The organism is Akkermansiaceae bacterium (genome assembly GCA_024233115.1).
Classification (GTDB): Bacteria; Verrucomicrobiota; Verrucomicrobiia; order Verrucomicrobiales; family Akkermansiaceae; genus Oceaniferula.
In genome coordinates, this window is sequence record JACKQB010000004.1 from 361,571 (window position 1) to 384,604 (window position 23,034).

Here is a 23,034-nt window from a genome sequence, read left to right on the forward strand (position 1 = left end):
GGTGAATTTTGAATAGTGAAAAGTGAATGACTAGTCGCGGAGGGAGGGATCGAGGTTATCGTTTTCGCGTTTGGCCATGCGGGCGATAAAAAAGATGATGGCGGTGAGCATGGGGATGATGATCACTAACATGACGACCATCGCGTAACCGGCGGCGACGGAGTCGAGGTGATCTTTACCCGTGCCCATGCAGACGGCGCAGGCGAGTGTGTCAGGAAGTGCAGTCATAGGAGTGATGGCGGAGGATTGGAAATGCCGGATGCTTATCCAAGATTACTAGATCTTCCGTGCCTTGCGGTAGAAGCTGATGCCGTAAAGCGGGAGGAAGACGGCGGCCACGGCGCAGGTGCCGCCAAAGACCTTCAGGCCGGTGCCGGCGGCTGACGCCAACACAAAGGCCCACAGCACAACAAAGACACACAGCAGCGTAGCCAGTGTGATGAAAAGAAGATGGAAACCTTTGAGGGACATGGTCAGGAGGGGTCGGTGGTTAATGGTTGGCAGTGGACGCCGCTGGGCAGTGTGCGGGAAACTTAGCTTCCGAAGAAGGCCTTGAATTGGATCGGGTCAGAGAATGCCAGGCCGGTAAGGCTCATCAGAGCGATTGCAAAAAACAGACCGAGGGCGAATACCCAGTATACCATTTTCTTTTCATGATTCAAGTGCATGAAGATCAGAGCCACCAGTGTGGCTTTGAAGGTAGCGATCAAAAGACCGATGGTGGCATCGACCGCATCGAATCCACGGTCGCCAAAGTCGAGAAACTCGAATTTGGCCACAGCCACGGTTATGACAGTGCATGCAAAGAGCGTAGCTCCGATCAGTAGGTAGAGCTTGATATGTTTTTTGATTTCTTCAGGTGAGTCAGCCATTGTTTCAGTGGATGGTAGTTAGTGGATGGTAGGCGGTCAGTCTACATGAGGTAGAGGATGGGGAAAAGGAAGATCCAGACGAGGTCGACGAAGTGCCAGAACAGGCCACCGACTTCGACGCGGTTGGCGAGCCACTCGGGTTTCTCGTTATACATCCTACGTCCGAAGAAGAGGTAATAGGCGAGGACCAATGCGCCGGCGACCACGTGCAGGCCGTGCAGGCCGGTGATGGTGAAGTAGGTTGCGTAGTAGGTGTTCCAGCGTGGGCTGAAGACCGATTCAAAACGCACCTGCTCGCGGGGCACGGTGATTTCCGGGTATTCGACACCTTTGGCACCCTCTTTTCCGTGGTCCTCCGGCTTTCTGTGAACCGGACCCGCAAAGCCTTCGAGGTCGTTCGGGAAATAGCTGTGGATTTCAGCGTGGCTCATGTCCTCGATCTTGAGACCTTTTTCCTCGATCCGCTGGAAGGCGACGATTTCCTGCCAGTTGATCCGGTAGGTGTCGTTTTCGGTGGGCTTGCGGTCCTTGGCCTTCAGTTGCTCGGCAAGTTTGGCCGTCACCACCTTGTGTTTCTCCCAGATCAGCTTCATGTTCGCGTCCTTGAGCAGCCATGAGTTGTCAATGGCCGCAACGGGATCGATCCCTTTTTCCTCCGCCTTCATCACCGTGTGACGGAAATCGATACCATCGACAGCCAGCTTGATGGAGCTGTCAGCGGTGGTGCCGGAAATAACGGTCTGGTCCTTGAGTTTGAGTTCACCTTTTTCACCCGCCTTCGGACGGCTCAGCTTGCCCCAGTATGGATCGACCGTGATCAACGCCTGGCCGGAGCTTGGGACGAAGGACAGGTTGGCCGTCGCGACCAGGTAATCATCCTTGCGCTTCTCCTTGAGACCTTTGAGATAGGCCGAGGTAAGCTCGTTCAGTGTCTTGCCGCCCTCGGCAAGCTGGTAATATTTTTTACCCGGGTACCTGGCTTTCATATCGGACCATGCCTGGCGGCCAAGCTCGATATCGATGTTGCTGTTGTGGGCCACAGCGGCGAGAAAATCCTCCTCCGCCTCATCGAGCAGGGCCTTGGAAATGGGCGTTCCTTTTTCCAGCACCTTGCCATTGGAAAGGGTCACCGCATCGGCAAGGACGAATCCACCCTCGGAATACTGTGTGCCCATGACCTCGTAATACGCGTCATCCAGTCGGCGCAGGTCAACCCGCAGTGACTCGGCAGTGATGTTGAGGTTTTTGCTGGGTGCAGCGGCATCGTGGCCATCACCCTGGGCGTGCGCGTGACCTTCGATCACTGTGTAGTCGTCCAGACGGATCGCCTGGTGGTGGAACTTGGCGTTATACTCGACGCCCTTGAGCACCATGAACAGGGCGGCACAGATAATCGTGATCGCCATGTAGACCTGGAACTTGCGCCACTGTCTGAGTTTCAGCGAAACCCAGGCGAAGACCACCGTCACGGAAGAACCGATCAGGACAAAGGTGTTGATCAGGCCGGGCAGCACGGGGAGCGTGCGCTCGGGCCATGGATAGTCTGCGTAGATGCGGAGGAAGACGTATCCGGAAAAGAGGCCGCCAAAGAGCATGACCTCGGAGGCGAGAAACAGCCAGATACCGATCTTGGAGTTATTCAGCCCGGTGTCTTTGCGGGGTTCTACAATGTAGGGAATTTCCATGTGAAAATGTGCTAAAAAGTTATGGTTAAAAGGGTTCGGTTAGCCTTCGGAGGAAGTCTCATGGTCCGTTTGTTCGACGGGCTTTTTCCACTGTGGGTAGTAGTCTTCCTCGACCTCGGGGCGGGCGTATTCGTAGGAGCCGCGGTAGACAACCGGCTCTTCGATGAAGTTGCCGTGTCCGGGAGGCGTCGGCGTCGCCCATTCGAGGGAGCAGGCATTCCATGGGTTGTCGCTTTCGACCTTCCTGCCGGTTTTAAGTGAGAGGAAGAGGTTGATGATAAATGGAATCTGGGCCGCGCAGAGCAGCCAGGCCGACCATGACATCATGACGTTGAGATCGAGGTATTCCGCGACGGTTTTGCCAAAGACGTTGACGCTTTCGGGATCGGATGTCAGGTAGGCATCACCACCGTTATACCAACGACGGTGGAACCCGGCCATGCCCTGGATCAGCATCGGGAAAAACAGGGTGTTCATCAGGATCAACGACGGCCAGAAGTGCAGGTGGTTGAGGGTGCGGCTCATGAACCGGCCCGTGATCTTCGGATACCAGTGGTGGATACCGGCAAAAAACCCAAACAGGATACCGGGTGCCACGACGTAGTGGAAGTGACCGATCACATAATAGGTATCGTGCAGGTGGAGATCAACGAGGTTGAATGCCAGCGGCAGACCTGTGAGACCTCCGATACCAAACATCGGCAAAAACGCGCAGGCCCAGAGCATCGGCGAGGTAAACCGGATCGAACCGCCCCAGAGAGAGATCAACAAACAGGTCAGCAGGATCACCGACGGGATCGAAATCAGCGTGGTTGTGGTCTGGAAGAAAGTCGAAACCGCAGGTCCCATACCGGTCATATACATGTGGTGCGCCCACACGATGAAAGAGAGGAAACCTAGGACCAGCACACCGTAGACCATCGACTTGTAACCCCAGATCGGACGGCGGGTGTTGACGGGGATGATTTCCGCCACACAGGCAATCGCCGGAAGCAGCAGCACGTAGACCTCGGGGTGGCCAAGGAACCAGAACAGGTGCTGGAACAACAGCGGACTTCCCCCGCCAGAGGCATCGGAGAGGCCAATCTGCTGGTGATAGAGGCCGGAGGGCTGGAAGAAACTGGAGCCGAACAAGCGGTCGACCACTTGCATAATACCGGCCACTTCAAGGGGTGGGAAGGAAAGGAGAAGCAGGAAACCCGTGACCAGCATCGCCCAGACAAAAAACGGCAGCCGCATCCAGGTCATGCCTTTGGCCCGCAGGTTGATGATGGTGGTAATGAAGTTCACCGAGCCTAACAGGGACGATGAAATCAGCATCACGAGACCCATCAGCCACTGGGTCTGGCCCGTCCAGAACTGGTGTGGGTACTGGGAGTCGTTAAAGAAGGAAAGCGGCGGGTAGTTGGTCCATCCCGACTTGGCGGCACCGGACTCCATGAAGAAGCTGGCACACATCATGACACCACCGGTGACGTAGAGCCAGTAACTCCACATGTTCAGCTTGGGAAATGCCATATCGGGCGCGCCGATCTGAAGCGGGGTCACGTAGTTACCGAAGGCACCGAATCCAAGTGGCACCACCCCGAGGAAAACCATGATCGTCCCGTGCATGGCGCCAAACATGTTGTAGGTCTGGCCAGGCATTTTACCCTCGACCAGCCACTGCGCTTTCCAGTCCTCGGTGAAGAGCCAGCTCATCCAGGCGGGGAGGGGCTCGTTCGGGTAGGCGATACTCCAGCGCATGACCATCATCAGGTAGAAACCGAACAGCAGGAAACACATGGCAGTGAGACCATACTGGAGACCGATCGTTTTGTGGTCGGTGGAGAATACGTATTTCTTGAGAAATCCGGGATGATGGTGATCGTGGTGATCGTCGTGGTTGTCGCTCATGACGGGAATAGGAGAAATGGAGTGGAGGTAGGAGAGGTGGAAAATGTGCTGGAATCGATTCAAACGGCCTTTGAACGGGTCAGGCGGGGTTCAAACCGCTGATTTTTGGGGGGATTCAAGCTGGATTTTGCTCAAGATCAAGCATATTTTGCTCAGTGGTTTTGCCTCCCTGCGTTTGGTGCTAGTCATTGGTTTTATGTAATTGCTTACGGTTAAAGGATCAGGGTGGCTGTTCAGAGGGTGATGGGTCGTGGTTTTCAGGGAAAAAAAGAATGGCTTGAGCAGCTCAAACCATCGGGCTTGGCGGCGGTGGGCCATTCTGAATCCTGCGCCCCGCCCGGGTGGGCGCTGGGCGGCAGGGTTTACTCGGCGGCGACTGGCAGCAGGGTCTTGGGATCGACAGGTGCGGTCGGGTCAAGCGGTGTGCCCTCGAGGTCTTTTTTGTATTTCGCGTCGAGTTCGGTGGCGGTCATTTGGCCCCCGTTGCGCTCCTTGGAGATATCGAGGGCGTTTTGGGCCATTTCCAGACTGATGAGCTTGTCGCTCTTGTTACCAAAGCTGTTACGGATGTAGTTGAGCACGCCGGCGAGCTGTTTGGCGTCCATGCCTGCACCCATAGTCGGCATGTTGCCGTTGAAGGTCCTGCCGTCGACGGTGATGGATTCATGCAGGCCGTTGAGAACGATCATCGCCGGGCGCAGGCTCGGGCCGTTCACCCAGTCGGAGTTGGCAAGCGGTGGGTAGTCGTTGTTGCCTTCACCACCGGGCTGGTGGCAACCGGCGCAGGCGGTGTATGCCTTTTTACCCACCTTGAGGTAGGCGTCGATGGCAGGCTTGGGCAAGGATGAAACGTCGGCCGCACCCGGTGCGGTGGCGCGGACGTATCCGGGTTTTACAAAATTGCTGTAGTCGAACAGACTGCCGCCGATCACACCGCCGGCGATCAGGACAATCACGGCACCTGCGAGGATCACCCAGAGGGAAAGAGGCTCGGCACCCTGGGTAAACATATGGTTCTCACGCTTCGCCGCCGAGGCGTCGGTGATCACATTGGTGTTATCATCAAGATCCGGTTTGCTGGTAGATGGGGCGGACATTTTTTGAACAGAATTTACAGAATTAACAAATGGGGTTGACTACTTCGCAGCTGAATCAGCTTCCGCAGCCCTGGGTGAGCGGTCCATACTGGCAGGCAATTTGGAATCACGCCTGAGCGACAGGAGGTAACTGGCGAGGACACGGGCTTCTTCGCAGGGTACGACCTGGGACATCGTCGCCGGATCCACCTCGAGGGCGAGGCTGTCGCCCTGGCCGTTGAGATCTTTTTTCGCAAACATCTGGAGTTGCGCCGGGCAGTTCGACCAGGTCATATCGATTTTCTCCCCCTGTTCGCCGAGTTGGAGTGCACTGTTACGGGGATTGTGAAGGTGGGCAATGACCCACTGCTCGGCAGTCATTCCGGTTTTGGCGGCATAGGCGTCGGCACGGTGTCCGAAGTTGCTGAGATCGGGTCCCATACGGGTCAGGCCGAGCTGGGCGTAGCGCTCACCATTGTAGTCATCGTAGTGGGTCTCGCGGCGGCTATCACCATCGGCATTGGAGACACCGGCGAAATCCTTGCGGAAGATCTCGCTGCCGAGATAGGTGGGGCGGATCAGCTGGGAGTGGCAGGTGTAACAACCGTTGGATGCATAGATTTCAGCACCGTTGAGAATACGGCCGGAGGTCTGGTGCTGGTAATAGGCGGCATCTTCCTCACTGGACATCTTGACCGGTGGAAGTGCTCCCATTTTTGCCACGGGAATGGCAATCATGCACATCCATGCCAGACCGAAGCTCACGAGCATTCCGAGGAGAAAAGTTTTTAGGGTCATGGTGAAAGAGTATTCAGTTAGAAGTATTCAGGATTCAGGAAAGAGGCTGGACTTATTAGGCTTGGGCGTTTTCGAGCTCGTCGATGTCGCCTTCGGGGCCGTGGGGGCTGGCGTGGCTGTGGTCGTTGCGAAGCAGTGTGGGGTGCGAACTACGGCGACCGAGACGGAGCCACATCAGCGTGAGGTGGATAAAGAAGAAGGTGTTGGCCCAGAGGATGGCACACCATGCGAGGGTGGTGCCCACAGCAAACGGGAAGGTGCTCCTGACCGCCTGTTTCCAGGGTTGGTTGAAGTTTTCCTGGGCAGCCCCCTGTTGGAAGGCCCCGAGAAGGGTGCAGAAGAGCACGATCAGACAGACGCCATAGACCGAGAACCAGAAGTGGGTGCGGATCAGTCGGCGCGACAACCACTCGCGGCGGGTGACGCGGGGGACGATGAAATAAATGGCACCAAACATACACATGCTGAAGAAGCCGTAGAGAGCCAGCACCTCGTAACCGTAACCAGCCAGGCTAAACTGGGTGAACCTGACAAAGTAGGGGATGGCAAGCACCGCACCCAGGATGGCACAGGCGATCATACCAAACACACCGGCGATGGTAAAACGAAGCGACGGGCTGCTGGCGGCGAGATCAGCCTGGCCGGCGGTTGTTTTAAGGATGTTCACCCCGGCAAAGATCAGTGGCAGCGCGGCAAGAACCGTGGCGGCGGCACCCATGTTCTGCAGGAACATCGGAATGGGCGCCCCCATGACCACGTGCATACCGGCCCATGGCGCGATGACGGCGAGTGCCCAGAAGCCCATCACCGAGTAGGTGTAGTTGTAGATCGGGCGCGCGCTGATTTTCGCCGTGATGTAATAGGCGCTGGCAATGGCGACCGGGGCAAAGAACAGCAGCACGAGCGCCTGGCGGAACCAGCCGTTGATGGCGGCGGCCATCAGGGGGTGGATTTCAAAGACGTTGACGTAGAGGTTGGCGGTGAGATAGATCCACGGGAACCAGAGCACGGCACCCAGCAGATACCACTGGGAGATATAGATGTGGTCGCCGCGACGCACCCGGAAGGAAATCATCACCCAGATGGCGATGCAGGCGTAGGCGGCCAACAGGACGGGCCAGACAAAGGCGGGGAACTCCATCCAGTGCTTTCCGGTGCCGTGACCAAAGAGGATGCCACCGACACCGAGCAGGACGGCCAGGTTCCAGACGTGACCGGCGACAAGCAGGGTGCCGGCATTTCTGCTAGGCTGGCGCGACAGCCGGGCCATCAGCCAGATCATCACACCAAAGGCAGCCTGCGCACCCCATCCATAGACCAGGGCATTGATGTGAGCGGGAAACGACCGACCATACTGGATACCGGAGCACTCACCGAGGAAAGCCGGGTTGTGTGACTTGATCGAGGCAATGATGCCAAGGACGAGGGACACGGCGAGCCAGGCGGCACCACTGGTGAAAAAGAACATCACTGGGTGACGCAGTGAGCGGTCGATCTCAGAGCGCAGCTGCGTATCCTCAGCTGTTGATGCGTGAATGTTGGTGGACATGGTTGTGAATTTTTTTGACCGTGAAAGGACGCGAAATGCGCGAAAGGAAGACCAGCGCTACTTTTGCTTTTTCTTTCTTGGTTTTTAGAGTTTGGTATTTGGAACTTAGGGCGAAGCCGCCCTATTGGTATTTGGAGTTTAAAACTTGGAGTTAAAGGAGTTTACTTCTGCCCTGCGATCCACTCGGAGAGGGTTTTCATTTCTTCTTCGCTGACAGTGGCCATGATGCCCTTCATCACAGCCGTCTGGCCGTTGGCGCGGGTACCGTCCTTGATGGCTTTCATTTGCTCCAACAGGTATTGGGCATTCTGACCGGCCAGCTTTGGATACAGCGGCATGATCGGTGTGTTGGCATCCATACCATGGCATGAGGCACAGGCCTTGCCGACAAACAGGTCCTTACCGGCACCATCAGGGTGCGTGACAGCTGGTTTTTCAAGGCCGCTTATCCAGTCGGAGATCGTTTTCATATCGGCCTCGGTTACATTCATCGCCGCGACGGTTGCCTTCATGGCGGCACTCTGTCCATTGGCGCGGGCACCGGAGTGGATGTCCTTGATCTGTGCCAACAGGTATTCCGCGTTCTGGCCACCCAGCTTGGGATAAGCGGGTGAGATCGGCGTATTGGCATCGGCACCGTGACAGGTGTTGCATGCTTTGGAGGTGTAGAGTTTAAATCCTTCACCGCCACCCTCGCCACCGGCACCGGCCAGTTTCTCCATGGCTTTTTTATGCGACTCGGAACCGGGGACAAACTGGGATGAAGCTTCCGGCGCGGCTTTGATCTCGCCGCCCATTTTGTCAATCGCGCCCGCTGGTGGCATCATGGAACTTTGGATGGCATCGACTTCGGTTTTTACCTCCATACGACCTGCAGCACGTTCGACGGCAGCGGCGTCAACGGGTTTGCCGGTTTGCCAATAAGCGACGGCGGACACGAGGCCGAAGATACCGAAGTAGGCGAGCCCCCACCAGAAGGTGTTGAATCGGCGCAGCGGAGTGTCGCGATGGTTAGAATACTGTGTGGGCATTGTCCTTGGAGATGATGAGTAATTAAAATGGGCTGTTAATCCGTTAGTTGAACAAGTTGGCAGATTCGAGGATACGGGGATCGCGGTTCGGATAGAGGCTGTTCTTGGTAAACGTGCGGAGGTAGATAAAGAGGAAGAAGGCACCGACGGTGACAAAGGCGAGCAGGTCGAGCCAGACAACGCTACCGGATGTGTAAAGAGAGGCTCCGGCCTCGCTGCCGACGGTCAGTGACGGACCACGCTCGGGAGCCACGATGAGGTAGTGGTCGAGGGCGTGAAGCACAAACAGGTAGAGTGTGATCGGAATCATCAGACCCGGCTTTTTCTTCACGTCCTGACGGATGAGGAAGAGGAATGGCAGGCCAAAGTGGCCAAAGACCAGGGCGATGTTAGCCCAGTTCCAGTTGCCGGTGTTACGCAGGATGAAGTAGCTGGTTTCCTCGGTGATATTGGCATACCAGATCAGGAAAAACTGGGAAAAGGTGACGTAAGCCCAGAAGACCACGAAGGCGAAGGTCAGCTTACCCATGATGTGGTGGTGCTCGGGGCTCATCACGGTTTGCAGGTATCCGGCACGACGCAGCAGGATGGATGTTAGAATCAGTAAAGCCATGCCGTTAAGCGCGCAACCGGCGAAGAAATACACCCCATACATGGTGGAGAACCACTTGTAGTCGAGCGCTTTGAGCAGGTCGAAGGCGAGGAAGGTGACGGTCAGGGCAAACAGGGGAAGCACCCAGGCGCAGCGGCGGCGGGCTTTCTTGAGCCGGGCACTACCGGGTTTGGGGTCCGTGTCCTGATCGGTGGAAAGTTTACAGACACTGAGGATGGCGGCACCGAAAATGACAAAGTAAAACACCATACGCCCGAGCCAGAACGGCAGGTTCATATAAAATGTCTTGGCGTAGAGCATGTGGTCGAATTGGCCGTGTGAATGATGCAGGGCCTCTTTGGCGTTGGCGTAGCTGGTAAAATCCCCCATGACCTCGCGGTGGCGGTTCATCCATTCAAAGAGGTGCTGTTGCACCGATGGAAACAGGAAGGGGATGGCGAGGATTCCCATCCACGGGAAGACGCGTGCGAGGTTCTCCATCAGGCGGCGGACCGAGACACCCCAGCTGGAGTTGGAGACGTGGTGGAGCAGCAGCCAGAAGCAGCCACCGAGGGAAAAACTCACAAAAAACGCAAACGCAAACAACCATGAGTAGGCATAGCGACCCGCCACCGTGTCCGTTGCCACACCTGTCGCTTTGTTGTCGATGAACAGCAAACAGAGACTGGCGATGATACCAACGAGCGCAACCGCACCGCTGATGCCGATCCACTTGTTCAGGGCGCCTTTTTTGAGATGCTCCCCGTCGGCGGGGATGTCTTTGGATGTGATGAAGTGACTCATGTTTGAGTTTGAAGTTTTCAGTTAGAAGTTTGAAGAAACCCGCATCTTATTTGGCGGCCGACTGGCGGGTGGTTTGCAGGGCACGGATGTAGGCGATGATCGCCCAGCGGTCGTTGACGGGGATGTTGTAGCCGTAGCCACCCATCAAGCCTTTACCGATGGTGATGGTTTCGAACATCTTGCCGTCGGGGTAGGTGGATTTGGGGAAATTCATCAGGTTGGCCACGGTGGGGATACCGATCACGGCGACGGTGCCTTTACCGTCGCCCGCCTGGCCATGACAAGGCATGCAGGAAACCTCGAAGCGCTCTTTGCCGTGGCGAAGGAAACCAGCCAGGTCTTCGTCCTTGAGACCGAGCTCGGTGGGCAGGCCGTCACCGTAGGCGTCGCCCATTTTACCAGTATCGATGTAGAGTTCGCTGTTGCCAAAGCTATGTGCCTCACCAAAGGCGTGGACCACGCCATCGGGGTCAAAACCGCGCGGGACAGTACCGGTGACCGGCTTGCGCGAGCCCATGCCGTCGGCAAAAAACCCGCTGGCCTTCTGGGTCTTGATTTTATCCTGGTCGTCCATGTCCGGGAAGATGCGCAGCGGCGTGCCGCTGAACAGGTCGCCGCGGAAACCAAAGAAGCTGATGACCATCACGACGATCAGTGCGAATGCTAGGAAAAAGTAGCGCATGGGAAGTAGTTATCCGTTATTAGTTATTAGGAAATTGGGTGTATTTGCACCGCTGGGGCGGTGATTGTTAGTTAGTCGGTGGGCTCTTCGACGAGTTCGATGTTGGTTCCACCGGCGTCCTCGAGCAGGGTTTTCGTGTCCTCTGATGAAAACCGCGGATCACGGGCTTCGATGGCGATGAAAAACCCGTCGTCGGTCGAGCGCGCAAACTGGCGGCTTTCAAAAAGCGGATGGTTCAGTCGTGGCAGACCCATCAGGGCCAACAGCCCGAAGAGTGTGGTGAAACCTGAAAACAGGATCGTCAGCTCAAACATGATCGGGAAAAACGCGGCGGTGGTGAAGATGTTCGCCGGTTTGGCCTGCACAACGGTCGGGTAGATCACCACCTGGGTGGTGTAGGCCAGGGTAAAGGCGGTGATGATGCCGAGCGTTCCACCACAGAATACGAGGTAGGGAAGAATCGACTTCTTCATCCCCATGGCCTTGTCCAGCCCGTGGATAGGATACGGGGAATAACAGTCCCACTTCTTGTGGCCTGCATCGCGCACCTTCTCCGCTGCCTTGTAGAGGGCGGATGCACTTTTAAATTCGGCGAGATAGCCGTAAACGCGTTTAGCTGTCATGGAAAACTTGGTATTTGGAGTTTGAAACTTGGAGTTTTAGCCTTGGAACTCGTGCTGGTAGGCGGCCTCGGACTCGGTGCCCTGGTCGTCGAGCGCCTCCTTGTCGTCGTGGTGGGGATCACTCTCCGGGAGGGTCCATTTCACCTCGGCAATGTTGATGCAGGGGAGGAATTTCAGGAAAAGAAGGAAGAGTGTGAGGAAAAGACCGATGGTTCCGACGTAGGTCATGATGTCGACCCAGCTCGGGTTGTAGTATTTCCAGTCGCCGGGCAGCCACATCCGCGGCAGGGTGGTGACGATGATCACAAAACGCTCGAACCACATACCGGCGTTTACGGCCATACAGACGGCCATGACCACCCAGAGGTTCTCGCGGCAGTATTTGAACCAGAACAGCTGCGGCGACAGCACGTTACAGGACATCATCGCCAGATAGGCCCACCAGTAGGGGCCGGCGATGCGATAGAAAAAGGCGGCACCCTCGTATTTGGCGCCGGAGTAGAAGGCGACAAAGAGCTCCATCAGATAGGCATAGCCGACGATGGTTCCGGTGAGCAGGATGATCTTCGCCATGTTCTCGATGTGTTTCATCGTGATCAGGTCCTGTAGACCGTAGATGAAACGCGCCGGGATCATGATGGTCAGCACCATGGCAAATCCACCGAACACGGCACCCGCCACGAAGTAGGGCGGGAAGATGGTGGTGTGCCAGCCGGGGACCACGGAGGTGGCGAAGTCGAAACTAACCACGGAGTGCACCGAGAGCACCAGCGGGGTGGAGAGGGCGGCGAGCAGGAGGTAGGCGACCTCGTAGTGACTCCACTGGCGGTTGCCGCCACGCCATCCGAGTGAGAAAATACCGTAAAAGAACTTGCGGAGTCCAGGTTTGGCGCGGTCGCGGATGGTCGCCAGGTCGGGAACCATACCGAGATACCAGAAGATCAGCGAGATGGTGAAATAGGTCGAAACGGCGAACACGTCCCAGAGCAGCGGCGACTTGAAGTTCTGCCAGATGGCGTTGGCGTTGGGGATGGGAGCGAGGAACCAGACCATCCAGAGACGACCGACGTGGAACATCGGGTAGATACCCGCACAGACCACCGCGAAGATGGTCATCGCCTCCGCCGCCCGGTTAATCGACGTCCGCCAGTTTTGCCGGGTCAGGAAAAGAATCGCGGAAATCAGGGTTCCGGCGTGACCGATACCGATCCAGAACACGAAGTTCACGATCGGCCAGCCCCACATCGCGCGGTTGCTGTTGCCCCAGACACCGACACCGGTGGAGACGAGGTAAAACAAACCACCACCGACACCCACGATGGCAATGATCAGGCTCGGGATAAACAGGAACCACCAGATGGCGGGTTGTTTGTTTTCCAGAATGCCACAGATACGCTCTGTAATCCAGTTGTAGGAACGGTTGTTGAGAATCAGCTTCTCGCGCTCCATGACGGGTATCACGGGCTTGTTCGGGTCTTTTGCTATGGTCGTATCCGACATGGTAGGATGTTTTTTGACAGAATTAACAGAATTAACAGAATTTCAGATCCTTGTAATCAGTAGTTTCCGTGGCTGAAGGTTGGTATTTGGAGTTTGAAACTTGGAGTTTTCACACTAGTGCATCGTGATGGTCGCACGGCCGATACCCTTGGCATCCGGCATTTCCGGGTTCGGGTTCTTGACCCGCGCGAGGTAAGTGGTGCGTGGCAGGGTGCCGATGTAGTGAAGCAGTTCGTAGTTACGCGCGGAGTTGCGTGAGCGGACGACCTGGGCCTTGTCGCCATCCTGGAGGTTGCCGAAGGTGATCGCACTGGCCGGGCAGGCGTCCTGGCAGGCCACCTTGACGGAGTCGAGTTTCGGACGCAGTTCGCTGTCGTTGATTTTGACATCGACGGATGAACCGCCGGCCATGGTTGCCTTGTTCTTGAGGTTGGCTTTGACCTTGCCTTTGGCCGACTGGATACGCTGCACGCAGTAGGTGCATTTTTCCATGACCCCACGCATGCGCACGGTAACGTTCGGGTTGCGTTGGAGGTGGGGTGCTTCACCCACGGCTTTTTTACCGCCAGGGCCTTTGTAGAGGTTCTTGTGGATGAGCGGGTTGCGCTTGTTGTAGTCGAAGAAATTGAACCGGCGTGCCTTGTAGGGGCAGTTGTTCGCGCAGTAGCGGGTGCCGATACAGCGGTTGTAGGCCATGGTGTTGAGGCCGTCCTCGGAGTGGACCGTGGCGTTGACCGGGCAGACGGTTTCGCAGGGAGCCGCTTCGCACTGCATACAGGCGACCGGCTGGGGAATCATCTCCGGGTTGCTTTCGTCCATGAACTTTTTGCCGTTTTCATCTTCGCGCTCAACGGCGGCGAAGTAGCGGTCCATGCGGATCCAGTGCATCTCGCGGCCCATGGCGACCTGTTCCTTACCCACAACGGGGATGCTGTTCTCGGCCTGGCAGGCGACGAGGCAGGCGTTGCAGCCGATGCAGTTGTTGAGGTCGATGGTCATCGCCCACTGCTGGCGCTCGTCGAAGAGGTGTTTGTCCGCCTTGGCCTTGTCGTGCCAGGTGTCCGACCCCTTGCCTTTGTAGAGGGAAATATTCTCCGGCGCGTGGGAGTCCATCCCCTGTGTTTTGACACCCTCCAACTGGGCGGCGAAGTCTTTACCGTGATCGCCGTCGGTGGCAATGGTGGAAACCTCACGGGCCAGGGCGCGACCATACATCGCGTGGTGCTCCTGGGTCATGGCGATGGAGTAGCGCTTGTTGGCGTCCACCACCTTACCACCGAAGGCGAGGTAGGGTGTGCTGCCGGTGCGCAGGGTGTATGCGTTGAATCCGGTGTTGACGCTGACCAGGCTGACGTTTTTCTCGTTGGCGGTGTCGCGCTTGAGCTCGTCGTGCTGGTTAAAGCCCTGGCCGTAGCCAAGGGAGATCGATACCACGTCATCGGCGTGGCCGAAACCGATCATCACCGGAACCTCAAGCTCCCTGCCATTGACGGTCAGTTTGACGACCGGGTTGGCGTGGTCCCTGCCTTCACCATCGGGGCCGACGCCGGCGTTTTCGGCTTCAATGCCGTAGACCTTGCCCTTGGGCTGGAGTTTGAGGATTTTCTCATACAACCCCATGTCCGTGGCGGTTTTCGGGGAAACAACGGCAACGTTGTCCCAGCAGACCTTGGTGATCGGGTCGGGTGCTTCCTGAAGCCACGCGTTGTTGGCGTAGCGGCCGTCGTAGAGCGAGCCGTCGGTGGTAAAGACGACCTCCAGGCTGTCGATGGACGGTGCCTTGGGCATGGTCACGGAAACCGTACCTCCACCCTTGGGCGCGACGGCGGCGTAGGTGGAGTTTTTCCAGAATCCGTCACGCAGGAATTGAAGCCAGCTTTTCTCGGAGTCATCGGCCAGTGCGACAAAGGTCTTTTTGACCGCCTCGTAGGATACGGATGCGGACTCGCCGTCGGCGGCGGAATCAAACAACTTGCCGTCGAGGAAGGCCAGGAGCAGGTCGAGCTCGGAAACGCCATTGTAAAGCGGTAGGATCAGAGGCTGGACCACGGTGAGCGTGCCAAGTGCGGTGCGGGCGTCGCTCCAGCTTTCGAGGTAATGGGCTGCCGGCACATGCCAGTCGGCCGCATTGGCAGTGGCATCGGTGCGCAGGCCAAGATGGATGACCTGGGCATTTTTCGCGGCAGCGGCAAAGCCGTCCGCATCGTAAGCGGGGTTGGCAGGGGTGAGCAGGACCACGGTGTCGAACTCCCTGGCATTGAGGGAATTGACCAGGGCCTCCATGTCGCCGTATTCGCCGCGCTCGGTGAGGACCGGCTTGAGGGTTTTACCGTAGTTGCCGAGGGCGTTGTTGATGGCGATGCAGATATTTTGCAGTGCCTTGGTTTGGCGGGAGCCGGCGAGTACAACGGATTTGCCGGCGTTGGCCTTCAGGTCGTCAGCGCATGCCTTGGCCCACTTTTCCTGGGTGGGTGTCAGCTTGGGGCCGCCGGTGAGGGTGACAGATGCGCCGGGAATGTGCTTGGCAATCTCAGCGGCGATCGCAGGGATCTGGCTGGGTGCGATGCGCATGCGGTGGTCGGCCATACCGCCGGTGAGGCTGAACCCCCCTTCGACGATGTAGAGGCGGTTCATGGCCTTGGCGTCCGCCTTTTTCGTGTAGTCGGCACCCTCGATGAAACGGTTGTTGTAAAATCCGCTGACGGGGCCTTGCTGGTCGAGCTCGAGGAAGTCGCTATCGAGGGAGAGAACCACCTTGGCCTCGGAAAAATCAGCGACAACGTCGGCGCCTTTGCCGAAGGCTTCCGCGTTCGCCTGCTTGCGCTCCTCACCGGTCAGCGGCTCGTAGCTGTAGAACCTGGCTCCGGCGTATTTCGCCTTGAGCTCCTTGACGAGCCGGCTGCGGGTAGGCGACTCGTCTTCACCGAAGACAAAGGCGATCCTGGTATCGGGTTTGGCGACGATTTCGCCGAGGGCCTTTTCAAAGTCGGCGCGTGTTTTGCGGGCACCCTTTTGCATGAAGGCGCGCGAACGGGCCGGGTCATACATATCGAGGATGGATGCCTGGGTAAAGGAGTCGGTTCCGCCTTGCTTGTCGAAGAGCTTGTTGGGCTCCAACTTGGTGGGTCGACCATCATGGGTGGTGACCACCAGCGGCACGGCGCCATGGGCGCGGGGCATGGAGCTGGCGAAATAGACCGGCTTACCGGGGATACTCCACTCGGGGGACTCGGCAAAGGGGACGATCAGGCTCTCTGGGCGGCGACAGGCGGCAAGCCCCAAGCCGGCGAGTGCGGACGATGCGCCCATCAGCTTCACGAAGGACCGGCGGGACATTTCACGCTCCTCCTCCGTTTCCATCTGGGCACTCCCGTCGACAAATTCATGGTCGAGCGCGTTCTGGAAACGTTCGGTGCTTTCAAGTTCGCCGAGGCTGCGCCAGATTTTTCCACCACCATCATTGATCGGCGGATTAACAGGTGAATCTGGTTGGTTGGTCTTCCGATTGCTCATGTGCTTGATAGGAAATAGGTAGGTAAAAGGGGTAAAACGGGAATGTTTCGGTGAAAAGGGGGGGCGTTACCGGGAAAACGACGATCAACGGTGGCAGGTGGTGCAGCTCTCCTTCGGGTGGACGCTCCAGTTTTTCTTCAGCAGCGCACCGAGTTCTTGCTGGGTGGTGATGCGCTCGCCGGCCTCGTTTTTGATTTCGTTTTTGGCGAGGTAATCCTCAGCGTTGAAGTCGAGATTATAGACTTCCTCCAGTGGGCGCAGGTGCAGCTCGGGGTTGCGGTGGCAGTCGAGACAGAAAGCCATGCTCATGTCCTTGGCGTGGTAGACTTTCTCCATCTTGTTGATGTTTCCGTGGCAGGAAACACAGGAAACGCCGCGGTTCACGTGGGCGGAGTGATCAAAATACACGTAATCAGGAGCCTTGGTGATACGCACCCACTGGATGGGCTTCTTGACCGCACCTTCGATCGGGGCATGGTCGGCATCCACACCCATGGCGGCGCGCAGCGGAGCCAGCTTGGGATTTCCCTTCTGGATATGCTGGTGGCAATTCCAACAGGTATTGGCGGTCGGCACACCGGCGCTGGCGGATTTGTCCACCGAGCTATGGCAATAGCGGCAGTCGATCCCCAACTGATCCACGTGAAGTGCGTGATCGTAGGCAATCGGCTGGTCCGGCTGGTAGCCGACCCGCTGAGCTTTAGGGGTAGCATAGTATGAGAAGGCTGCAGTGAGCCCTAATACTACAAAAATCAGGCATACCGCGATTTTCAGCGGCAGCAAATTGGTCCATCGAGGGAAAAAATTAGCCATGACGTCCCGCGGGTTCTAGTGATTGTGAAAGATTTCACAAGCAAAATTTTTAGAAAGAATTTGACCCATGCCAAAGTATGGCAGGGATTGGTGGATCAATGGATTCGCGCGCTATCGACAGGGTTGCCATCCGCTGTTTTTTAAAACATCATCGACCTGCTTGTCAGCCCCCTTTCCCGCATGACCGAACTCATTCTCAACGAAGACATCCACCAGCGCGTCATCAGGGAGCTCATCCCCGGTGCCCGGCGGTTTCTCTGGATAGTTACCGCCGACCTCAAGGACATGCACGTGGCGAAGGGAAGGCGCTTCGTCCCCTTTCTGGAAATCCTCTCCGACCTGGTGCATAGCGGCATCGCTGTCCGGCTCTTCCACGCCAAGGAGCCGGGGCCGCGGTTTCGTCAGGACTTCGACAAATACCCCTCGCTGCTCGACAGCGACCTCTTCGAGCGCATCCTCTGCCCGCGCATCCACACCAAGGCGATCATCGTCGATGGAAAATCCGCCTTCATCGGCTCGCCCAACTTCACGGGTGCCGGCATGGGTGCCAAAAACCCTCACAAACGCAACTTCGAGGCCGGTTTCCTCACCGACGAGCAACAGCACCTCGCGCCACTGCTGGAATGGATTGATTCCCTCTACCTCGGTGACCTCTGCAAAAAATGCCAGCGCCGCGGCTACTGTCCGGACCCGATTGCCTAGCTGGCATCCGGTGTCACCTAGACATGACACGGGTATTTTCTGATCGCCTATCGATGCAGCGGGTAGGGTAGTGGCGCCAGGCGCGCTGACGCAGCCGCCCGGCGGATCGTCTCTGCATCAGGGATGTCACGGGCAGACTGGGTCACCTTCGCATCGTAGAGCGACGAGTAAAAAACACAGGCACCCAGATAGTTGCCGCGCTTGGCGGGATGGCTGCCGTCGGCGGCGTAGAGGCCGTCGTCTTTTTTCATCTGGTGGAGCATCGACCACGCCTCACCCACGGGAACAACATACGCGCCACCGGCATGGGCGGCGGTTTTCCTATATCCGGAAGCCAGCCTTTTCTGCATCGCCTCATAGGTATCGTCCGGAAATACCGCCGCATTCTGCCTGTCCCCGTCTTTACGGCCCCATGTTAGAAAAAACACGGGGATGGCGTCGGCCGTGCGGACAGCGTCGGCCAACTGCCTGGCCGGTGCATCCATTTGCTGGCTCCTCTGCGGCTCTTGAAACGCCGGCAGCTGGCTTTGCTCCTGAAGCACCACCACGTCCCACTTTCCCCGGGCGATCTTATCGAGCGTGGCCTGGGCTGATGCGTGTTTCGCGAGTGTCCAGCCTCCTTTGGTGACTTGCTCGACGTGGATTTTTTTGCCCTCCGCTTTCGCCAGATTCTCAAACGCCTTGGGGATTTGAAAACTGTAACTGTTACCCACAAACAACACGCGCAGCGTCTCCGCCGCCTGGACACGCGCTATCAACGCGGCATGCGCATGGTTTTTCATCGCGTCCGCCCACGCACGCAGCTGTTTCTGGTCCTTCTCTGAAAACTTGTCGGGGCCGGCGACAAACGCCGATCCGTCTTCCCGCTCAAACTTGATTTTCCCAGCATCAACCGCCACCGGCCTGGCGCGCATGGTTTGTTTGCCGTCCGCAGAAACGAAGGTGGGGAAAACCTCCTTCGCCAGCACGGGTGAGCAAAGGATACAGACCGCTATTAGCATTCTCATGATATTCAGAGCTACCGTGTTTTTGCGTTTGGGGCAACTGATTATCCCGTCGAAAACTCCATGATCATGGTATGGCGAGACAAGGGAAGGGGAACGCAACACAGGGTCATACAGCCTCCATTCGCCATGCAAACCTCACAGTTCAATCCATGCCCGAAAAAATTTGACCCCTTTTCGACAAAATAAACCTTCATGGTGTATAGATCGGCCTGAACCAGGTGTTTATGCATTTACTGAGGATATACACGGTCATGCATACCCATTTCCAGCCGCCAACTGCTTCATCACCAACACGACAATGCACACACAGACCCATTTAAAAGCCGCCAACAACCGGGGATTCGCCCTGATTGCGACCATTTCCGTCATGGTCCTGCTGGTCATGGTTGCCCTGGCCATGCTGAGCCTGAGTACGCTTGAGATGCGTGCACAACATCATTCCAACGCCCAGGCAGAAGCCCAGGCAAACGCCCGGATGGCGCTGCAGATCGCCCTCGGCCTACTTCAGACCTCCCTTGGCCCGGACGCCAGGGCCACGGCCCAGGCCTCCATTCTCGATACCGACCCCGCTACGCTGAAGATCGACGGCATCCGCCACCCGCACTGGCTCGGTGCCTACCCCACGCTCAATCCTGACAGCCCGGATGACAATTTGCTTGCCCCGAAAACATTGCGCGACTGGAGCCTGGAAAACATGGAGTGGCTGGTATCCCACAGCATGGTCGGCACCCAGGCGGACCCCACCGTCGCCCTCGCCGGCGATGCCGTTACCCTGGGGCAGTTTATCACCGACCCCTCCATCGTCATCCCGGACAACGCAGGCATCGACGGGCTGTCTGCCGAGCTCCTCGGCAAGGCGCAGGCTGGACTGGTCAAGGTCGAGAGCAATTCGGGCCGCTACGCCTGGTGGATCGGGGACGAAAGCATGAAGGCCAGGGTGGATACGCTGGCATCGACGGATGGCGGTGATGTGCTGGACGGCTCACAGGTCGATGCAGCGGCACAGGATAGCAGCAACTACCGAGTTACCCAAGGCACCGATTTTTCCAACCTGCTGCCAAGCTATAAAGACGCGCCCGGAAAATTACATAAACTCATCACCCACAACGAACTGGAGCTACTCGGCACGGACGCCTCCGATTCCTCATGGAAAAACTGGGGTAAATTGAACCGGGACAAGTTCACCCCCTACTCGTATTCCCTTCCCGTCGATGTCATCAACGGCCGGCTCAAACAGGATCTCACCGCCTATTTCATGGGTGCCTACACCGGTCACGACAACTTATCCATGATCGACCCCCGTTTCCAAATTCCCGCAGAACGCACACCAAGCTTCGATCTGCTTAAACAGTGGGCGACGATGGTGAAAGACCCCACAAGCCCGCAACAGGTAGTGGCGCCCAGCAACACAAGCTCCAATCCCCAACACGGCCTCTACCCGATCATCACCCAGGGGGCGGTCGCCATGCAGAACAGCTACCAGATCCTGGGCACCGACACATTCAAACCTGTATACATCTTCATGCCCCAGATCCAGTTATGGAACCCGCATAACGTACCACTCGCGGCACAGGACTACATTGTCCAGGTCGGCTATCAATTCAGATGGCAAATACAAATAAACGGCACAAGGAACACGGATACCGCCACCTTCGACAGCGGCCAGCCCGAGATACACTCATGGGAGGTATTCAACAACCAGTCACCACTGCCGGTCCACAAACCCGCCGACAACGAGACGTTCCCCTATCAGAACAACAAACGCTTTTTCACCTTTGTCATCAAGGGCCAGGCATTCCAGCCGGGGGAATCGCTGCTGTTTCACGCAAAACCTCCGTCCACCGGACCCATTTCCGGCGTACCCTACAACCTCAACAGTGATGCCGATACCGACATCCTCAGGAACTATTCCAACGACCAGGATCTCAATCTGTTAGTCAACGAAGGCAACCTGGATGAATTCTTTTACGTCGTCAGCCCATTAACCGGCACCCTCACCTCGAATGCCAACCTGGCCTCGCGGATCAGAACGGAGTCGAACTTCCTGTCGAGGACAAATGGGTCCGGTGCCAGCTCAGAAGAGGATCTGGATATGCACCTGAACCTGTATGCCTTTCAAAACAACAAACCGACTTTGCTGCACGCGATGAAAAAACCACAGCGCAATACGCGCTACGGCAACTGGCAGCGACCCACCTACCCGCTCAACCGCTACCAGGATGGTGAGATCTTTGCCTCCGCCACCTATGATTACAAAAGCGCCCTGATCAATTTCGGTTCATCCATGCTCGCGAACAATTTTGATATTTTCGAGGGTGGTGACAACATGAACCTGCCGCCAAAAGCCGGCCAACCACACGCCGTGCTCGGCTATTGGAACATCCGCTCACAGGAAAGTTTCTCGTCCTCCGAGGCGTGGGCCGCCGGTTCGCTAGAGGCCTCCACATGGCTGAACTCCTTTTCCTTCCGCGACACCGTCGATTTCCTAACCACCTGGGAATCCACCGACAACCTTTATGGAAACCTCTCCACGGACCGACTCGGGGGCTGGCATCAATCACAGGTACAAGGCACGGTTTTCCCCCTCTTCGACTACCCCACCCATCCATTCGGACCATTATCCCTGGGTAGTTTCCAACACGCCAACCTGTCCGTCTACTCCTGGCAGCCGACTTACGCCTTTGGCAACGCCCAGGCACCTCCCCGTTTTGATCGCAGCAAGGTCCAGTCGGGCAGCGAAGCCGATCTTTACGATATTTCCTATCTTCTGAATGCCTCCACCTGGGACCGCTACCACCTGAGCACTATTCCCCAGTCAGGTGTCGCGTTAGAGAAGGGTATGCGGCTTCCTAACAGCAGGTATTACCTGACCAGCCTCAATGGTGAACACAACCTGGATGCGTCCCGGCTCACCCATGCCAATGGCTTTGACCTGGCCGCATCCAGTATTCTGATTCACGGTGGCTTCAACGTCAACTCCACCTCCCTGACGGCGTGGCAGGCCTTCCTCTCGGGCGCACTGGGACAGCGTGTCAAGACCCTCCATAGTTCGACAGACAGTAATACCGCGACCGCAGCAGCCATGGGGCGTTTTCTCGCCCCCTTGTTAGAAGAGCCGGACGATGTCGCCACCGACAGGAACAACACCCGCTTCACCGTCCCTAACAGCTGGGCGGCGACCCGGACATTGAATACGGATGAAATCAATACCCTCGCCGCACGGATTGTGGAAGAGGTCAAACGACGCGGCCCGTTTCTTTCCCTGGCTGATTTTGTCAACCGCAGGCCAAACCCGGACGCGGATGTCACCGGCGATGAGCGTGTTTATCAAGAGGTGCTTGGAACCCTTCAAGCCGCCATCAACAAGGCAACCATCGAAGACCAGAAAATAAACCACCATTACTATTACACGGAAGCCAATATGAGAACCAAGATGACCATCAAGCCGGATCAGGACTGGGACAATGGCACGATGGGGTTCCACGTGTCCGACCAGGCACAGGAATCCATGTTCGGTATGCCTCAATCAAAGATCCAGGGGCGTGGTGGACTGATCCATCACTACGCCCCCAATTTCCTCTCCCAGGCAGATGTGCTGACCAAAATCGGCCCCAGCATTACCGTCCGTGGTGATACCTTTGTCATCCGCGCCTACGGCGATTCCGTCGATCCGGCCACGGGTAAAATCAGGGCCAGGGCCTGGTGCGAAGCCGTCGTCCAGCGTTTCGCCAAACCCGTCGCCTGGGACGGCAGCAACAGTCAGCTGGTCCAGCCAAACGCCCCCGATGAAGCCGGGTTCGGTCGGCGATTCCATGTCATCAGTTTCCGCTGGCTCAGCAAAAAAGACGTCATGCCCTACGCTGATGACGACGCCATCATCAACTAGCCATC

Annotated in this window: 18 protein-coding genes; 2 read left to right on the forward strand and 16 right to left on the reverse strand. The window is 57.1% G+C overall.

Going from position 1 to position 23,034, the window contains the following annotated elements; all coding sequences use genetic code 11:
• Positions 1–30: 30 nt before the first annotated feature.
• The 15 genes from H7A51_12550 to H7A51_12620 form a co-directional block, all read right to left on the reverse strand.
• Positions 31–228, reverse strand: coding sequence for a hypothetical protein (locus tag H7A51_12550; GenBank protein ID MCP5537041.1), 198 nt, complete (start codon positions 226–228; stop codon positions 31–33).
• A 48-nt stretch (positions 229–276) separates the two neighbouring features.
• Positions 277–471, reverse strand: coding sequence for a hypothetical protein (locus H7A51_12555; GenBank protein ID MCP5537042.1), 195 nt, complete (start codon positions 469–471; stop codon positions 277–279).
• 62 nt (positions 472–533) lie between these two features.
• Positions 534–872: a cytochrome C oxidase subunit IV family protein gene (locus tag H7A51_12560; protein MCP5537043.1), complete on the reverse strand. Its 339-nt coding sequence runs from the start codon at positions 870–872 to the stop codon at positions 534–536.
• Positions 873–913: 41 nt separating this feature from the next.
• The gene (locus H7A51_12565) at positions 914–2,557 is read right to left on the reverse strand and encodes a heme-copper oxidase subunit III (GenBank protein ID MCP5537044.1); all 1,644 of its coding nucleotides are present in this window, start codon (positions 2,555–2,557) and stop codon (positions 914–916) included.
• A gap of 39 nt (positions 2,558–2,596) precedes the next feature.
• Positions 2,597–4,453, reverse strand: coding sequence for a cbb3-type cytochrome c oxidase subunit I (locus H7A51_12570; GenBank protein MCP5537045.1), 1,857 nt, complete (start codon positions 4,451–4,453; stop codon positions 2,597–2,599).
• A gap of 362 nt (positions 4,454–4,815) precedes the next feature.
• Positions 4,816–5,550, reverse strand: coding sequence for a cytochrome c (locus tag H7A51_12575; protein ID MCP5537046.1), 735 nt, complete (start codon positions 5,548–5,550; stop codon positions 4,816–4,818).
• Between the two features lie 39 nt (positions 5,551–5,589).
• Complete coding sequence (locus H7A51_12580) at positions 5,590–6,327, reverse strand: cbb3-type cytochrome c oxidase subunit II (GenBank protein ID MCP5537047.1); 738 nt, start codon at positions 6,325–6,327, stop codon at positions 5,590–5,592.
• 55 nt (positions 6,328–6,382) lie between these two features.
• Positions 6,383–7,876 (reverse strand): cbb3-type cytochrome c oxidase subunit I, encoded by a 1,494-nt coding sequence (locus H7A51_12585; protein MCP5537048.1) that lies wholly within the window; start codon positions 7,874–7,876, stop codon positions 6,383–6,385.
• Positions 7,877–8,037: 161 nt separating this feature from the next.
• Positions 8,038–8,346: a cytochrome c gene (locus H7A51_12590; protein MCP5537049.1), complete on the reverse strand. Its 309-nt coding sequence runs from the start codon at positions 8,344–8,346 to the stop codon at positions 8,038–8,040.
• A gap of 604 nt (positions 8,347–8,950) precedes the next feature.
• Positions 8,951–10,303 (reverse strand): hypothetical protein, encoded by a 1,353-nt coding sequence (locus H7A51_12595; GenBank protein MCP5537050.1) that lies wholly within the window; start codon positions 10,301–10,303, stop codon positions 8,951–8,953.
• A gap of 46 nt (positions 10,304–10,349) precedes the next feature.
• Positions 10,350–10,985: a cytochrome c gene (locus tag H7A51_12600; protein ID MCP5537051.1), complete on the reverse strand. Its 636-nt coding sequence runs from the start codon at positions 10,983–10,985 to the stop codon at positions 10,350–10,352.
• 71 nt (positions 10,986–11,056) lie between these two features.
• Positions 11,057–11,608 carry a DUF3341 domain-containing protein gene (locus H7A51_12605; protein ID MCP5537052.1) on the reverse strand — a complete coding sequence of 184 codons (552 nt, stop codon included), beginning with the start codon at positions 11,606–11,608 and terminating at the stop codon, positions 11,057–11,059.
• A 36-nt stretch (positions 11,609–11,644) separates the two neighbouring features.
• Positions 11,645–13,108, reverse strand: a complete 1,464-nt coding sequence (gene nrfD, locus H7A51_12610) for a polysulfide reductase NrfD (GenBank protein MCP5537053.1) — start codon at positions 13,106–13,108, stop codon at positions 11,645–11,647.
• 114 nt (positions 13,109–13,222) lie between these two features.
• Positions 13,223–16,621 carry a TAT-variant-translocated molybdopterin oxidoreductase gene (locus H7A51_12615; GenBank protein MCP5537054.1) on the reverse strand — a complete coding sequence of 1,133 codons (3,399 nt, stop codon included), beginning with the start codon at positions 16,619–16,621 and terminating at the stop codon, positions 13,223–13,225.
• An 84-nt stretch (positions 16,622–16,705) separates the two neighbouring features.
• On the reverse strand, positions 16,706–17,434 hold the full coding sequence (locus H7A51_12620) for a cytochrome c3 family protein (protein ID MCP5537055.1): 729 nt from the start codon (positions 17,432–17,434) through the stop codon (positions 16,706–16,708).
• Positions 17,435–17,614: 180 nt separating this feature from the next.
• On the opposite strand from H7A51_12620, the gene H7A51_12625 reads away from it, so the two are divergent.
• Positions 17,615–18,136: a phosphatidylserine synthase gene (locus H7A51_12625; GenBank protein MCP5537056.1), complete on the forward strand. Its 522-nt coding sequence runs from the start codon at positions 17,615–17,617 to the stop codon at positions 18,134–18,136.
• Positions 18,137–18,183: 47 nt separating this feature from the next.
• Here the strand turns inward: H7A51_12625 and H7A51_12630 are convergent, their stop codons facing one another.
• Positions 18,184–19,143 carry a hypothetical protein gene (locus H7A51_12630; protein MCP5537057.1) on the reverse strand — a complete coding sequence of 320 codons (960 nt, stop codon included), beginning with the start codon at positions 19,141–19,143 and terminating at the stop codon, positions 18,184–18,186.
• Positions 19,144–19,441: 298 nt separating this feature from the next.
• Between H7A51_12630 and H7A51_12635 the strand changes: the two genes are divergently transcribed.
• Complete coding sequence (locus tag H7A51_12635; GenBank protein ID MCP5537058.1) at positions 19,442–23,029, forward strand: hypothetical protein; 3,588 nt, start codon at positions 19,442–19,444, stop codon at positions 23,027–23,029.
• Positions 23,030–23,034: the final 5 nt, after the last annotated feature.